The 13,104-nt window shown below is 68.3% G+C and carries 16 protein-coding genes and 2 pseudogenes; 10 read left to right on the top strand and 8 right to left on the bottom strand.

The window, feature by feature from the left end; genetic code table 11:
- Nucleotides 1–234 (top strand): hypothetical protein (locus ABZ260_RS33335; RefSeq protein WP_355625701.1); only part of this gene is annotated, 234 nt, incomplete at its 5' end.
- 147 nt (nucleotides 235–381) lie between these two features.
- Here the strand turns inward: ABZ260_RS33335 and ABZ260_RS33330 are convergent.
- Nucleotides 382–690: a hypothetical protein gene (locus ABZ260_RS33330; RefSeq protein WP_355625699.1), complete on the bottom strand. Its 309-nt coding sequence runs from the start codon at nucleotides 688–690 to the stop codon at nucleotides 382–384.
- The gene (locus tag ABZ260_RS33325) at nucleotides 681–803 is read right to left on the bottom strand and encodes a hypothetical protein (RefSeq protein ID WP_355625697.1); all 123 of its coding nucleotides are present in this window, start codon (nucleotides 801–803) and stop codon (nucleotides 681–683) included. Before ABZ260_RS33325 ends, ABZ260_RS33330 begins: the two co-directional genes overlap by 10 nt.
- A 73-nt stretch (nucleotides 804–876) precedes the next feature.
- Here ABZ260_RS33325 and rpmG point away from each other — a divergent pair, with 73 nt between their 5' ends.
- The 7 genes from rpmG (at nucleotide 877) to rpsR (ending at nucleotide 3,486) form a co-directional block, all read left to right on the top strand.
- Nucleotides 877–1,041 carry a 50S ribosomal protein L33 gene (rpmG, locus tag ABZ260_RS33320; protein WP_355625695.1) on the top strand — a complete coding sequence of 55 codons (165 nt, stop codon included), beginning with the start codon at nucleotides 877–879 and terminating at the stop codon, nucleotides 1,039–1,041.
- A gap of 4 nt (nucleotides 1,042–1,045) precedes the next feature.
- Nucleotides 1,046–1,291, top strand: a complete 246-nt coding sequence (locus ABZ260_RS33315) for a type B 50S ribosomal protein L31 (RefSeq protein WP_355625693.1) — start codon at nucleotides 1,046–1,048, stop codon at nucleotides 1,289–1,291.
- Nucleotides 1,292–1,318: 27 nt separating this feature from the next.
- Nucleotides 1,319–1,555 carry a 50S ribosomal protein L28 gene (gene rpmB, locus ABZ260_RS33310; RefSeq protein ID WP_355625691.1) on the top strand — a complete coding sequence of 79 codons (237 nt, stop codon included), beginning with the start codon at nucleotides 1,319–1,321 and terminating at the stop codon, nucleotides 1,553–1,555.
- Nucleotides 1,555–1,854 carry a 30S ribosomal protein S14 gene (gene rpsN, locus ABZ260_RS33305; protein WP_355625689.1) on the top strand — a complete coding sequence of 100 codons (300 nt, stop codon included), beginning with the start codon at nucleotides 1,555–1,557 and terminating at the stop codon, nucleotides 1,852–1,854. The genes rpmB and rpsN overlap by 1 nt, the downstream gene beginning before the upstream one ends.
- Nucleotides 1,855–1,866: 12 nt before the next feature.
- A complete protein-coding gene (gene rpmF / locus ABZ260_RS33300; protein ID WP_355625687.1) occupies nucleotides 1,867–2,031 on the top strand; it encodes a 50S ribosomal protein L32 in 165 nt (54 codons plus the stop codon).
- 70 nt (nucleotides 2,032–2,101) lie between these two features.
- Entirely contained in the window at nucleotides 2,102–3,259 is a 1,158-nt protein-coding gene (locus tag ABZ260_RS33295) for a GTP-binding protein (protein WP_355625685.1), read from the top strand.
- A complete protein-coding gene (rpsR, locus tag ABZ260_RS33290; RefSeq protein ID WP_355625683.1) occupies nucleotides 3,256–3,486 on the top strand; it encodes a 30S ribosomal protein S18 in 231 nt (76 codons plus the stop codon). Before ABZ260_RS33295 ends, rpsR begins: the two co-directional genes overlap by 4 nt.
- 502 nt (nucleotides 3,487–3,988) lie before the next feature.
- Here rpsR and ABZ260_RS33285 read toward each other — a convergent pair.
- The 3 genes and pseudogenes from ABZ260_RS33285 to ABZ260_RS33275 form a co-directional block, all read right to left on the bottom strand.
- Nucleotides 3,989–4,798, bottom strand: a complete 810-nt coding sequence (locus tag ABZ260_RS33285) for an SAM-dependent methyltransferase (RefSeq protein WP_355625681.1) — start codon at nucleotides 4,796–4,798, stop codon at nucleotides 3,989–3,991.
- A 333-nt stretch (nucleotides 4,799–5,131) separates the two neighbouring features.
- Entirely contained in the window at nucleotides 5,132–5,428 is a 297-nt protein-coding gene (locus ABZ260_RS33280; RefSeq protein ID WP_355625703.1) for a hypothetical protein, read from the bottom strand.
- 46 nt (nucleotides 5,429–5,474) lie between these two features.
- Nucleotides 5,475–5,627: pseudogene (locus ABZ260_RS33275) on the bottom strand (Tn3 family transposase); the annotation flags it as partial.
- Between the two features lie 389 nt (nucleotides 5,628–6,016).
- Between ABZ260_RS33275 and ABZ260_RS33270 the strand changes: the two are divergent.
- Nucleotides 6,017–6,562 (top strand): GtrA family protein, encoded by a 546-nt coding sequence (locus tag ABZ260_RS33270; RefSeq protein ID WP_355625679.1) that lies wholly within the window; start codon nucleotides 6,017–6,019, stop codon nucleotides 6,560–6,562.
- Between the two features lie 224 nt (nucleotides 6,563–6,786).
- On the opposite strand, the pseudogene ABZ260_RS33265 reads toward ABZ260_RS33270, so the two are convergent.
- Nucleotides 6,787–7,032 (bottom strand): annotated as a pseudogene (locus ABZ260_RS33265) (DnaB-like helicase C-terminal domain-containing protein); the annotation flags it as partial.
- A 182-nt stretch (nucleotides 7,033–7,214) separates the two neighbouring features.
- Here ABZ260_RS33265 and ABZ260_RS33260 point away from each other — a divergent pair.
- Nucleotides 7,215–7,895 carry a hypothetical protein gene (locus ABZ260_RS33260; protein WP_355625677.1) on the top strand — a complete coding sequence of 227 codons (681 nt, stop codon included), beginning with the start codon at nucleotides 7,215–7,217 and terminating at the stop codon, nucleotides 7,893–7,895.
- A 10-nt stretch (nucleotides 7,896–7,905) separates the two neighbouring features.
- Here the strand turns inward: ABZ260_RS33260 and ABZ260_RS33255 are convergent, their stop codons facing one another.
- Nucleotides 7,906–12,366 (bottom strand): WD40 repeat domain-containing protein, encoded by a 4,461-nt coding sequence (locus tag ABZ260_RS33255; protein ID WP_355625675.1) that lies wholly within the window; start codon nucleotides 12,364–12,366, stop codon nucleotides 7,906–7,908.
- A gap of 114 nt (nucleotides 12,367–12,480) precedes the next feature.
- Nucleotides 12,481–12,861 (bottom strand): hypothetical protein, encoded by a 381-nt coding sequence (locus ABZ260_RS33250; RefSeq protein ID WP_355625673.1) that lies wholly within the window; start codon nucleotides 12,859–12,861, stop codon nucleotides 12,481–12,483.
- Nucleotides 12,862–13,104: the final 243 nt, after the last annotated feature.

Here is a 13,104-nt window from a genome sequence, read left to right as displayed (position 1 = left end):
GCCCCAAGCTTTCACACCCGACGTGACAAGCCACCTACGAGCTCTTTACGCCCAATAATTCCGGACAACGCTTGCGCCCTACGTATTACCGCGGCGCCCGCCGACACCTGGGTCGAGGTCACCGGCATCTGGATCCCGCAGACCTTCGGCAAGATGACCACCGGCGTCATCTACCCCCAGCTCACCGGCAAGAGCCTCACGAGGATCGAGTCCCCCGACGAGCAGTACGAGTAACGCCAAAAAGCATGTATAAGCTCAGGCTCCCCTTCCCGAGCATGGTCGACCACCAGGCAATACGACGTCATCAGGTCTTGACAGACCATCCACAGATGCCGGTGATCCACCGCTGATTCGGGCCGGTCCGGGAAAAGCCCAGTCGACTCAACATTCCCACTGCCCCGTGCCCGACCGGCACACACTGGCCCAGGCGCGGCTCGGCACGCACGCGGTGAGCTCCATAGGTGCCATGGGGTTCCGGCAGACCTCGATGATCAGATCGGCCAGCAGGCGTGCCAGATCGTCCGGGGCGGGCCGCGCCAGGCATAACAGCCGGAGACCGACCAAGACCCGCAGGACGCGGCAGCCCGTCTTGACCGAGATGCCCTCATCGGTGCGCGATGGGAAGACCCCGTCGCGTATCGGACCGGCGTCGTGGCTGATCTCGCTCACGTTGTTGACGATCACAGCCATGCACAACCCGCACGGTTACCCGGGAGACGGTTGAGCAGCGTGGTCGCGCCCGCGTCCAGGAACGCGGACAGCACTGTCACGAGGAAGCGTGCGGCGATATGGCGGATCGTCACCACCCCTCGTTTCGCATATGAAAACGATTATCGCTATCATGACACCACCCATCCCCCTCAGGAGTGAAGACACTTGGCCAGAAACGACGTAAGACCGGTGATCAAGCTGCGATCCACGGCGGGCACCGGCTACACCTACGTGACCCGCAAGAACCGCCGCAACGCCCCCGACCGGCTCACCCTGCGCAAATACGACCCGGTCATCCGCCAGCACGTGCTGTTCCGAGAGGACCGCTGAAGCGATGAAAAAAGACATCCACCCCGACTACCACCCCGTGGTGTTCCGCGACCCGAGCGCGGGCTTCGCCTTCCTGACCCGCTCCACCATCACGAGTGGCAAAACGATCGAGTGGGAGGACGGCAACACCCACCCGCTCGTCGACGTCGACGTCTCCTCGGCCAGCCACCCCTTCTACACCGGCCGCAGTCGCGTCCTCGACACCGCGGGCCGGGTCGAGCGGTTCAACCAGCGCTACGGCAAGACCTGACCCCGCCCCCTTCGGGAAGGAAACCGCATGTCCGCCCACTGCCAGCTCACCGGCGTCAAGCCGGTGTTCGGCAACAACGTCTCCCACTCCCACCGGCGCACCCGCCGCCGCTGGAGTCCCAACGCCCAGCCACGGCGCTACTGGCTGCCCACCGAGGGTCGCTTCGTACGGCTGACGCTCAGCGCCAGAGCCGTCAAGACCATCGACAAGATCGGCATCGAGGCCGCCGTGGCCCGCATCCGCGCCCGGGGAGAACGCATCTGATGGCCAAGAAAAGCAAGATCGCAGCCAACGAGCGACGCAAACTCGTTGTCATCCGCTACGCGGAGCGCCGGGCCGAGCTCAAGGAGATCATCCGCACCGGCTCCCCCGACGAGCGAGCCCAGGCCGTCCGCGAGCTGAGCCGCCAGCCGCACGACGCCAGCGCCACCCGCGTGCGCAACCGCGACAGCACCGACGGCCGCCCCCGCGGACACCTGCGCAAGTTCGGGCTCTCCCGGATCCGCTTCCGCGAACTGGCCCACCGCGGCGAACTGCCCGGCGTCACCAAGTCCAGCTGGTAGGAGCACCACGACATGGCAGTCCCCAAACGCAAGACCTCCCGCAGCAACACCCGCCACCGCCGCTCACAGTGGAAGGCCACCGCACCCGACCTCGTCCCGATCACCATCGACGGGCACGAACTGCTGGTGCCGCGCCGACTCGTCCGCGCCTACCGGCGCGGCCTCCTCACTCCCTGAGAACCGGCCCACACCCCGAACCCCCACCGTGAACTCGCGCGGTGAACCCCGCACTACGAGAGGAGCTGTCATGTCCGTCCCCGTCGTCATCGTCTCCGGACTGTATCCCCAAGCGCGCTCGGCCTTGGTGGACCGCCTGCTCGCCGATCACCCCAGATCGGTGGCGATCCACCACGACCTGCGACAGGTGAGCACCGGGCGCGTGGAACGCATCGTGCGCGACGCGTCGGGGACGCTGGAAGAGCGGGAAGTGCGGCTCGCGCACGGCTGCGTCACCTGCACCGTGCGCGAGGATCTCATTCCCGTCCTGTTGTCGCGGGCGGACTCGGCGCCGCTGTTCGTCGTGGAGCTGTGGGATTCGGTCGAACCCCGGACCGTGGCCGAAGCCCTCGCCTGGCACGAGGACACCGTGCACCGCCTGCGCCTGACCGGGGTGCTGACCGCGCTGGAGGCGGCGCAGATGACCGACGACATCTGCTGCGACGACACCCTCGCCTCCCGCAGGAAACACGCCGCAGGAGGCGACGAGCGTCACCTGGCCGAGGTACTCACCCGCCAGATCGAGTACGCCACCGCCCTCGTCGTGTCCGGTGAGCAGGCCGACGACCTCGAGCTGGCCCTGGCCGTGCTCAACCACCTCGCCCCCACCACCCCGGCCGGTCCCCCGGACATCGCTCTGCCCGCCGTCACCGGTGCGGGGATCGACGTGGAGATGCTCGGGGCCCGCGTCGACCCGGCGACCGCCCAGCTGCCCTGCGACGCACAGACCGGGGAGATCTCCACCGTCGTCTGGCACCGGCTGCGCCCCCTGCACCCCCAGCGGCTCTTCGACGCCGTCGACGAACTGGTCACCGAGACCGTCCGCAGCCGCGGCCGGTTCTGGCTGGCCAACCGGCACGAGCGCCTGCTCGGCTGGGACGCCGTGGCGGGCGTCATCACCGTCGAGGACGCGGGCCCCTGGCTGGTCACCCTGCCCGAGGCCGTCTGGGAGATGGAGAGCCCCGCCCGCCGCATGGCCGCCACCCTCGACTGGACTCCCCAGCTCGGCGACCGTGTCCAGCACCTCGTCTTCACCGGCCCCGACCTCGACCGCGACCGCATCCACCGGCTTCTGGATTCCTGCCTGCTCACCGAGGCCGAGACCCTGGCCGGCTCCGACGTCTGGGCCGGATACCCCGACCCGTTCGCATTCGTCCTCGACCTCGACCTGAAGGAGACCTCCGCGTGAAACTTCGCCGCACGCCCCGCAAGAAGACCAATCCGCTGCACGGCGTGAGCCACATCGACTACAAGGACACCGACCTGCTCCGCAAATTCATCTCCGACCGCGGCAAGATCCGCAGCCGCCACGTCACCGGGGTCACCGTCCAGCAACAACGCCGGCTGGCCACCGCGATCAAGAACGCCCGCGAGATGGCCCTGCTCCCCTACGCCTCCACCTCGCGATCCCGCTGATCAAGCCGGGAACAGGCTGGGCGGACAACACCTCAGGCTGGTCCGCCGGACTTCGTGGCAGATCAGCCTGAGGCCGCGATGAACACCCGGCGGTCCGGCCCCCGGTCAGGCGAAGGCCGGCCCGGCCCGAAGCCGTGTGAAAGGCTGTGACGTTCAAGTCCTTCCTGAGAACGGCTGACGACGACGGAAACAGACGTCGTTGACAACGGCGAGGGTGCGAAACCGCACCCCACGTACCTGCGTCGCCCGGTGTGCACGTCGGCGCCCTGGAACTCCGGCACCCGAATCGGCTCGACCGGCTCCTGAAGATTCAGCACCGCCCTGCGCCAGGTGGCCAACCGCCTCGTCGGCATCCTGCACGGATGCCTCAAGACCAACACTCTCTACGACGAAGCAACCGCCTGGTCACACCACACCAAACCCCTTGCCGCTTGACACCTGACCTCCTGGGATGTCTTTGCGGCTGGTGGCGCCGATCTGAGTGGGGGCCCGGAACAGCGGGCTACGACTTGCGCGCCACAGCCCCGTGCGCGTCGATCCAGGGCGCGTCGTCGGTGTCGGGCCGCCAGCGTGTGATGGGCACCAGCCCCGGCTCGACCAGCTCCATATCCGCAAAGCACTCGGCCAGCTGGTCGAGCCGACGCAGGTAGTACGGCACGGCTCCGCTCTCCGCAAGCTTCTCACTGCCCTCGTTGACCGTCTCGCCCGTGTCGGTCCCGTCCCAGAGCACCAGGTAGCTGCCGGAGGGCACGGCATCCATGACGCGCGAGACGATGGAGCGCATCACCGCGAAGTCCTCCACATAACCGAGGACGCCCATGAACATCACGGCGATCGGCCGGGTGAAGTCCAGGACGTTGCGGGCGTCTTCCACGATCAACTCGGGCTCGTGATAGTCACCGTCGACATAGGCGGTCACACCCTGCGCAGTGGTGTTGCGCAGCAGCGCCCTGGCGTGCACCAGCACCATGGGGTCGTTGTCGACGTAGACGATCCGCGCATGCGGCATGACCTGCTGAGCCACCTCGTGGGTGTTCTGCATCGTCGGCAGGCCGGTGCCGATGTCGAGGAACTGGTCGATTCCGGTCTCCGCGGCCAGGTGATGCACCACCCGGATGAGGAACTTCCGCGACTGCGCCGCCATCGTCACGATCTCGGGGTAGACCGCGGCGACTGCGTCGCCAGCCGTCCTGTCCGCCTCGAAGTTGTCCTTGCCGCCCATCCAGTAATTCCAGATCCGCGCCGCGTGCGGAATCTGCGGCTGGATCTTCGCGGCTAGGTCGCCGCGCCAGGGGATCAGAGGATCAGCCATGTGCTCGAACTCCGAAGGAAGGGGGGAGGTGACGAGAGCCGTGCAAGAGCGATCATAAGCCTCGGCGGCTGCGCGCACCGCCATGACAAGGCATGAAGGCCACGAAAGATCTCTTTACGATGAGTAACGGAGGCAATCTACAAGGTCCACGGCCTCGTCAACGCACTCGAATTTCCTGGCCAGTGTGCCGGGCAACAGCATGCTGTACGAACTGCGCCTCCGTTATCCCGACGGCACACTCAAAACGATCAACCTCAGCGTGTTCGGCCCCGTTCTACCACCGGCCCAGACCGTGTACCGCTCGAGTATTGAGTTTCGTAGTCTGAACTGGGGTTACGCGGTTTCTTCCAGGACGCTGCCGACCGTGAACCGGCCGGCGGCAAGCATCGCCATCCGTGCGTCCTGCTCAGGCACGCCGGAGGCGACGAGGAAGCCTCGGCGATCCACCAGGAGCCCGTCGAACGCCAGCAGGAGTTCTGAGCCGACAGGTTCCGCGACGCCGGATGGCAGACCGAGCGCTTCGTCGAGGACATGAAGACGAGCCCGTTCCTCTACTCCCAGGAGATCCTCCAGGTGCGCACCGACACCTGGTCCAAGGGCCGCGTGGCCCTGGCCGGTGACGCTGCGCACTGTCGTCGGGGCGTAGACGCAGTACGCCGGTGGCATACCGGCCGAACCAGCTGATGTGCGCGGTCAGGTAGGGCGACAGTTGCGCGATGTCGGCGGCGGTGATGTCCTCGCCCTTCTCGGGTTGCCAGCCCTCGGCCAGCAGTTGGCGCAGCACGTCGGTCATGTCCAGCGCGGTATGGAAGATCACGCAGTTGGCCATACGCTCTCCGATGACGGGACGTCGGGCCGGGGCAGTGGCACCCGGGCCTCGCGCGCAGGCGTGCGCGTAGGGATGTCCGGAAACCTCAGCAGGGGCCTGCGGGTCGGCGGGCGGCGGGCGGCGGGCGGGATGGCTGCTTACGACGTAGATGCAGGGTCCGAGATTCGGTGAGCATCGGCTCCTGCGGAAACACCAAGAATCCGGGGAACGTGAGCACCCGGATGTCCCCCGGCCGATGAGCAATCGGCCTGGTTTTAGCCTCGACTCCGGTTACTTAGCGTGTGCTTCCAGGAGCCTCAGAAGGTGTCGTGCTTCGCTAAGAAAGCGTGCCAGGCCTCGGTAGGCGCCAAGGGTTGAGCGCGGGTGTTCGACTGGTGAGAAGATCGGGGGTGCTCCGAATAGCAAACGCAGTACTCGCAAGATTACCGAAACCGCTGCACGCATTTGCGCTGAAGCACCGTGAACTGCTGAAGTTCGCGGTGGTGGGTGGAACAGCGTTCTTAGTGGACAACACGGTGTTCTATGGGCTGAAGCTGACCGTTTTGGAACCGAAGCCGGTGACCGCGAAGATCATCGCAGTGCTCGTGGCGACGATCGTGTCCTACGTGTTGAACCGCGAATGGTCGTTCCGGACCAGGGGCGGCCGCGAGCGCCGTCACGAGGCGGCACTGTTCTTCCTGGTCAGTGGCGTCGGTCTAGTGCTCAGCTCCGCGCCGCTATGGATCTCCCGGTACGTATTTCGCCTGGAGACCCCGGATGTGAGCCTGGTGACCCAGGAGATCGCCGACTTCATGAGCGCGCAGATCATCGGCACGCTGATCGCCATGGTCTTCCGCTTCTGGGCGCTCCGGAAGTGGGTCTTCCCCGACGAGAAGGTCCAGTCCGGCAGCGTGCGGCTGGCTCCCACTCCCGATTCCACGGACGAGGCGGCTTGATGGCAGTGAATCCAGAAGCCGTTTCGGCGGCCGGACTGTTTCATGCCGCTGCTGCGCCCCACGAGCCCGGCCCCGCGGATGACCGCCGAACAGATGGCGAACAAAAGTCCCGTAAGTTCGACATAACGGAGCGTTATCAAAGCTCATGATCACGCGGATTTGCTCGGACAGTGCTCATGATCAGCCGCACTTGCTCACGGAATCGCGGACCCTACAGTAGATTCTCAGCCGGGTGACATGTCGACGAAGCGGCTGTAGTGGCCCTGGAAGGCCACGGTGATCGTGGCCGTGGGGCCGTTGCGGTGCTTGGCCACGATCAGGTCGGCCTCCCCCGCGCGGGGGGACTCGCGCTCGGCGGCGTCCTCGCGGTGCACCAGGACGACGAGGTCGGCGGTGCGGGCGACGGCGTCGCACAGATCGGTGTGCAGGTCCGGCAACCGGCCGGAGCCCACCTCGGGCAGGCGGTCGAGGTGGTCCAGGAGATCGAGGAACTCCTCGCGAGCCGGGGCGGGGGCGGGGTCGTAGGGCATGGCGGCCATCCTGTCAGTCCTTTCGGCGTCAGAGTGTGAGGCACAGCGAGCCCGGACGCTCCCCCTGCTGGGCATCGAAGTCTCTCGGAGGTTTGTCGGGGGTGAGTGTTACGGTCGCGCGCATGCGAAGCAGTTACCTTGCGTGGGACGATGCGGTGGACCTGTTCGAGCGGCGGAGGCTACCGGAGGGGACGTACGAGAACCTGTACGAGGAGGAGTACATCCTGGTGCCCGGCCCGGCCTCGGTGACCGGAGAACTCCCCCTCGACGAGCACGAGCGGACCCCGTGGCGGACGGACACGCCCGACGCGGCCACCGGGTACGTCGTGGACGGCGATCTGACCGTAGACGGCAACATCGTCAACGTGGACGACGGCGCCGCCGCGCTGGTCGTCCTGGGGGACCTGCGGGCGAGGAACATCTACCTGGCGGGTGACACGAAGCTGATCGTGCTCGGCCACGTGACGGCGGAGACCTTCGTCGGCGACATGACCGACAAACTGGTGATGATCCACGGCGATCTGCGCACCACGGTGGCGATCTTCTGGAGGGAGTTCTGCCCCGACCTGGTCGCCGGCACGCTCCACGGCAGAACCCTCGCCCCCGCCTACCTCGACCTGCCCACGGCTCCCATCGGCGGCCTGGTCGACCCGACGCCCGATGCCCCGCTGACCGGCCTCCTGGTCCCCGAACTACTGATCAAGGGCGCCGTCAGCCCCGACGACTTCCCTGAGATCGGCATCCGTGGATCCGCCCTCCGTGAGCACCTCCTTTCTGGTCTCCCCCTCACCAGAACCCCCTGATCCACAACCCCTAGGAGCACGCGCTGGAAGGCGCGCCGGGGGCGATGCGGCTCCATTGTTTCTGCCACACGGGTCCGGCCTGGGCGCAGAGCGCGCGAACCGGGTCGCTGTGCGCTCCGGGGTCCCAGAACCGGATCGTGCCGTCGTCGGAGGAGGTGGCCAACCGGCCGTCCGGACTGAACGCGACGGCGAGGACCTGATTGTCGTGGCCGATGATCGGCGCCCCCACCTGCGTCCCGGTCCGCGGGTCCCACAGGCGCACCGCGCCGTCGCGGTGCCCGGTGGCCAGCAGGCGGCCGTCCGGGCTGAACGCCGTTCCGGACGTCCCCGGCCGACCTTCATCGTCGTCCATCCCGTCTAGCCGGCTGACCTGGGCACGACTGCTCACGTCCCACACATGGGTGCCGTCCGACACCGCGGCCAGCAGGCGGCCGTCGCGGCTGAAAGCCAACGAGCGCGCCCCGTCGTCTTCGTCGTCGTCGAGTGGCAGCTCCGCCACCTGGCGGCCGGTCGCGGGGTCCCACAGTCTGATCTTGTCCTCCTTGCCTGCCGTGGCGAGTGTCCGCCCGTCGGGGCTGAAGCCGATCGCTTGCGCCACAAGGAGTATCGGGATCCTGCGGACCGTACGAAGGGTGCGCGTATCGACCAGTATCACCTCGTCTCCGTAGTACGAGGCGGTGGCCAGCAGCGAGCTGTCGGGGCTGAAGGCCAGCACCTTCTCCCCCAGGAGCAGGTAGCCGCCTGGAGACCCGACAACCGCGCCGGTCCGCGGGTTCCAGAGCCGGACGTTGCCGTTGTACTCCCCGGCGGCCAGCAGACGACCGTCGGGGCTGAGAGCTGCCGCGCGAATCATTTTGTCGGGGTTGACGGCCGGCCGCCGGTCGAGGATCCAGCCGGTTCGCGCGTCGATGAGGCGCACTCCCTCGGAGTCCGAGGTGGCGGCCAGCAGGCCGCCGTCGGAACTGAAGGCGAGCGTGAAACTCCGCCCGACCTGCCCTGGTCCTGCGCCTGCGGCGCCGCCCGTCGTGGTGTCCCACAGGCGGACGGTCTGGTCGAGGCCTCCCGTCGCCACCTGCTGACCGTCGTGGCTGAAGGCCGCCACGTACACGACCGGCCGGCTGAACGACGGTGCGTAATCCCTCATACCGGTATGGCCGGTCAGCGGCGAGCCGATCTGTTTGCCGGTGACGGCATTCCACAGCCGGGCGGTGCCGTCCGCGTACGTCGTGGCCAGGGTGCGCCCGTCCGGACTGAAGGCAACCCCGTACGCCGATACGGCCGGTTCCGTCGCCAGAGTGTGGATCGGGCGGCGCTTTCTCCAGTCCCACAGCCGCGGGGCACCGGTCCCGCCCGCGGACGCGAGCCGGTCGCCGCCGGGGCTGAAAGCGAGCGCCGTCGCCCCGTTCGTGTGCCCGGTCCTGATCGAGCCGAGCGGCCGGCCGGCTCGCACGTCCCAGAGATACACGACGCCGTTGTCGCGGCGGGCGACGGCCAGCACGTCGTCCTTCGCGTTGTAGGCCATTGGGGCGGCAGGGTCGACAACGCCCTTGAGCTCCCGGCCCACCGTCCGGCCGGTCCGCACGTCCGATAACCGCACGCTCACCTCATAGGTGACCGCTTCCCGGGTGTAGGCGGCGGTCAGCAGGCGGCCGTCCGAGCCGGGCACCAAGCGGTGACCGGTCATGACGGCGCCGATCCTGCGGCCGGTCGGCGGATCCCACAGCCGGACGGCGCCGTCGCTGCCCTCGGAGGCCAGCACCCGGCCGTCCGGGGTGAACGCCACCTTGGTGACCACGCCCGTATGGCTCTTCAAAGGAGCGCCGAGTGCGCGGCCGGTCGACGGATCCCACAACCGGATCGTGCCGTCGTCGCCGCCTGAGGCCAGCATGCCGCCGGCAGAGCTGTACGCGACCGTCTTGACGTCGTCGGTGTGGCCCACGAGGACCGCTCGTTGTGTGGCCAGCAGCGAGGTCATCGCTCTGGCAGCCTCGATGGTCGGCGAGATCCGCCAGGCCGTGGTGGCCAGATGCCGGGCGAGACGGAGCTCGTCCGTTGTCGCGATCAGCGCGACGAGCCGCCGCGACAGGGCCTCGGCCCGCTGCCGTTCCTCCGCACGGCTGGACGCCACCGCGAACGCGGCGGCCATCAACGCGACGACCATCATCACGGCCAGGGCCGCGAACGCGCCCTGGCGTCCGCGCCTGACCCGCTTGGAGGCCCGCACCCCTTCGCGCAGGAAGTCGGCGGCGTGGTCGGGCAGGGAAAGGACGTGCGCACGGGACTGCCAGTGCTCTTGTGCCAGGCGGGCTTGCTGCAGCCGGGTGCCGGTGTAGAGAAAGGAGGAGTCGCGGTCCGCCGTGTCCCATTCGCGTGCGTCGCGCACCAGCTCGTCGTAGGCGACGCGGTCCTGCTGCTCCTCGGTCAACCAGGCGGCCAGTTTCTGCCAGCCGGTCAGCAGCACGTCATGGGCCAGTTCGACCATGACCGTCTCCGGGGCGGGGTCGGCGGATGACGAAGATGTCTCGGTCGGGCGGCTGAGGACCAGCAGGCGTTGTCTGGTGAAGGCGTTCAGGACGTGCTCGACCTCCTCTGGCCGCGCGGGCTCGCACGCCTGCAGGAGATCCTCGCGCGCCATCCTGCGGCGGACCGCCGGGCCGTCGGCCCGGGAACTCGTCAGCAGCAGAAGAGCGTCACGAGCCACGTCCCGGTGCCGGTCGTCCTTGAGCCCGGCGTACACCGCCTCGGCGGTGTCCTGCACCGCATGCGCCACGCCGCCCGCCCGGTCGTAGCCGTCGCGCGTCAGCCGGGCGTTCCCGCGGTTCTCCCAGGTACGCGCCATGGCCAGCGACAGCAGGGGCAGGTCGCCGATCTCCGGCCCGCTGCGGTGGTGGCCCACCAGCTCGCGTACCACCTGCTCAGCCAGGCCTTCCTCAACCTCCAGCCCCGCCACGGCGGCAGGGCCGGTGATCGCCCGCGACAGCTCGTCAGCGCTCATCGGCCCCAGTACGAATGCCCGCTGCTCCAGCGCCTCGGCTAGCACGGGATAGGCGGCGCACCGGTCGACAAAGTCCCCGCGGACGGCCGTGATCACGACTGCGCCGGGCTCTCCGTCCATGGTCTGCGGGACGGTGGCCATCGCGTCGAGCGCGGCCAGGAACCGCAAACGCTCCTCCTCTTCTCGCACACCTGCCCCAGAGCCGGGCAGGAACAACTCCTCCAGCTGGTCCACGACGACGATCGCCCGCCGCGGCCCAGCCCGGCGCGCCTCGCCGGCCTCTCTCCGCAGCGCCTCGTCAGCCAGCAGGACTTCGTGCAGCCGCCGCACGGCGTGCTCGGGGTCGTCCCACAGACGAGCCAGCACCACGTCGGGATCAGCCCGGCAGGGAACGGCCAGGGCCACCGCCAGCTCACGCATCGGCTGCTGCGAAGGGGTGAGGACGAGGGACGGCCACTGCCGTACGGACTGCATCGACGCGATGAGCCCTGCGCCGAGCCCCGGCAGGAGCCCGGCCCGCAGCAGCGAGGACTTCCCCGCTCCGGAGGCGCCGGTCACGACGATCGGCCCCGGATGCCGCACCTGCGCGGCGACCATCGCCGCGAGCCGCCCCGTCGCCCGGCCCCGCCCGTAGAACACACTGGCCTGTTCCGCGCCGTACGGCACCAGCCCCTGGTACGGGCACTCGCCCGTCCACGGCTCGCGTCCCACGCCATCGGGATCCCATTCAAGTGGAGCCACGTGCCGCAGGGCGACCGTCACCGACTCCCTCAACGACATCACCATCGCCATCAGCCGCTCGTCGCGGTTGCGGTCGTGGTGCTTTTCTGCGTCCTGCTGGTAGAGCCGCTGCTCGATCCGCTCCGCGGCGGCTCCCAGCTGTTCCAGCAGCGGCGTGAAGGAGTCAAACTGTTCACCGAGCTGGGAGAAGCCGGCGACCAGCTCCTGCAAAAGCAGCTCGTCGCCCCGCTCCACCGCCTCGGCCACCACCATCTGCACGACGCCCACCTCGTGCAGGACGCTCGACATGGTTGTCGCCAGGTCGCGGGCGCGCTGGTCGCCTGCCTGGAGGGCCTCCTCCAGTAGGGAGGCCAGCTCTCGCGACACCGCCGAGGACGACGTCGGGCCTTCGCCGCCACGCCCGCGCGCCACCGCCAGAGCCTTGCTGATCACCTCGCTCAGCAGATTGGCGCCCACCGAACCCGCCGCGCCGGCGCCCGCAACCAGCAGCGGCAGCTCCAGGCCCGCCACCGCCACCGGCGCGAGCGTGCTCGCGCACAGGCCGACGAGAGCCACGCGCGGCGCCGCCCGTGCCGCTGCCCGGCCGGATCGGCGCGCAAAACCGGCCACCCAGGCACGGGCTCCACGACGCGCGTGCTCCCGGACCAGCCGCCCCTGCTCCTCGGCGGAACGCGCCACATCGTCCGGCCCGGCGTTCTCCTCGGTGTTCTGATCGGTGTTCTGCTCGCTCGGCACGCTGCTCCACCGGTTACTCGGCCGTAAAACCTCCGCTCAGTCCTATCGCGCCGGGGACGGCCCTCGCTACAGAACCATGAGCGGACAGGCCAGCCTCCGGTCTTCGCCGGACGATCAGGAGCGTCCGGCGAAGACCGGGGAGTGCGGTCCTTTCACGGCATCGCCTTCTCCGTCCGCCAAGCGCTCGCTCTCGGACAGAACCTGCAGGGCCTGGCTGTCGTCGGGATCCTGCTCGGCTCGCATCCCGGCCGACCTCAGCCCGGCCGTGTATGTGCGGAACTCCTCCTCGGCATCGACCTCGGGGCCCGTGAAGGCCACCGCGAAAGGCTGACCTGTCTCTCCGCTCTCCACCACGAACCCGTCCTGGTCCTCGCCGAACTCTGCGAGACCCGCCCCGCGCAACGCGTCACGGACCCGCTCGGCATCGCGATCACGCTCACTCCACAACGGCCTGCGTCCCCGGCCGTACCCGAACCTCGGCTCGTCACCACTCATGATCTCAACGTAGACACTCAGCGGCAGCAGTCCAACGCGACAGCGGGCGCACTAGTTCTTCTATCCACACGGAGCGCGCACATCCTCTATCGCCCGAAGCTGCGACGTGCGGAAACAGGATCACCAGACGCATACGAACAGAAAGTCAGGGTGTGTCCAGTTAACGGTGTAACTCGGTTTTGAAATTTCTCTATCGAGAACTCGGGGACAGACGACCTTCGAAGGTGATCGCGAAGGCGTTCA

This window comes from Streptosporangium sp. NPDC006013 (genome assembly GCF_040614275.1).
Taxonomy (GTDB): Bacteria; Actinomycetota; Actinomycetes; order Streptosporangiales; family Streptosporangiaceae; genus Streptosporangium.
Note: the sequence above shows the minus strand (reverse complement) of the source record. Positions and strands in the feature narration are given on the sequence as shown.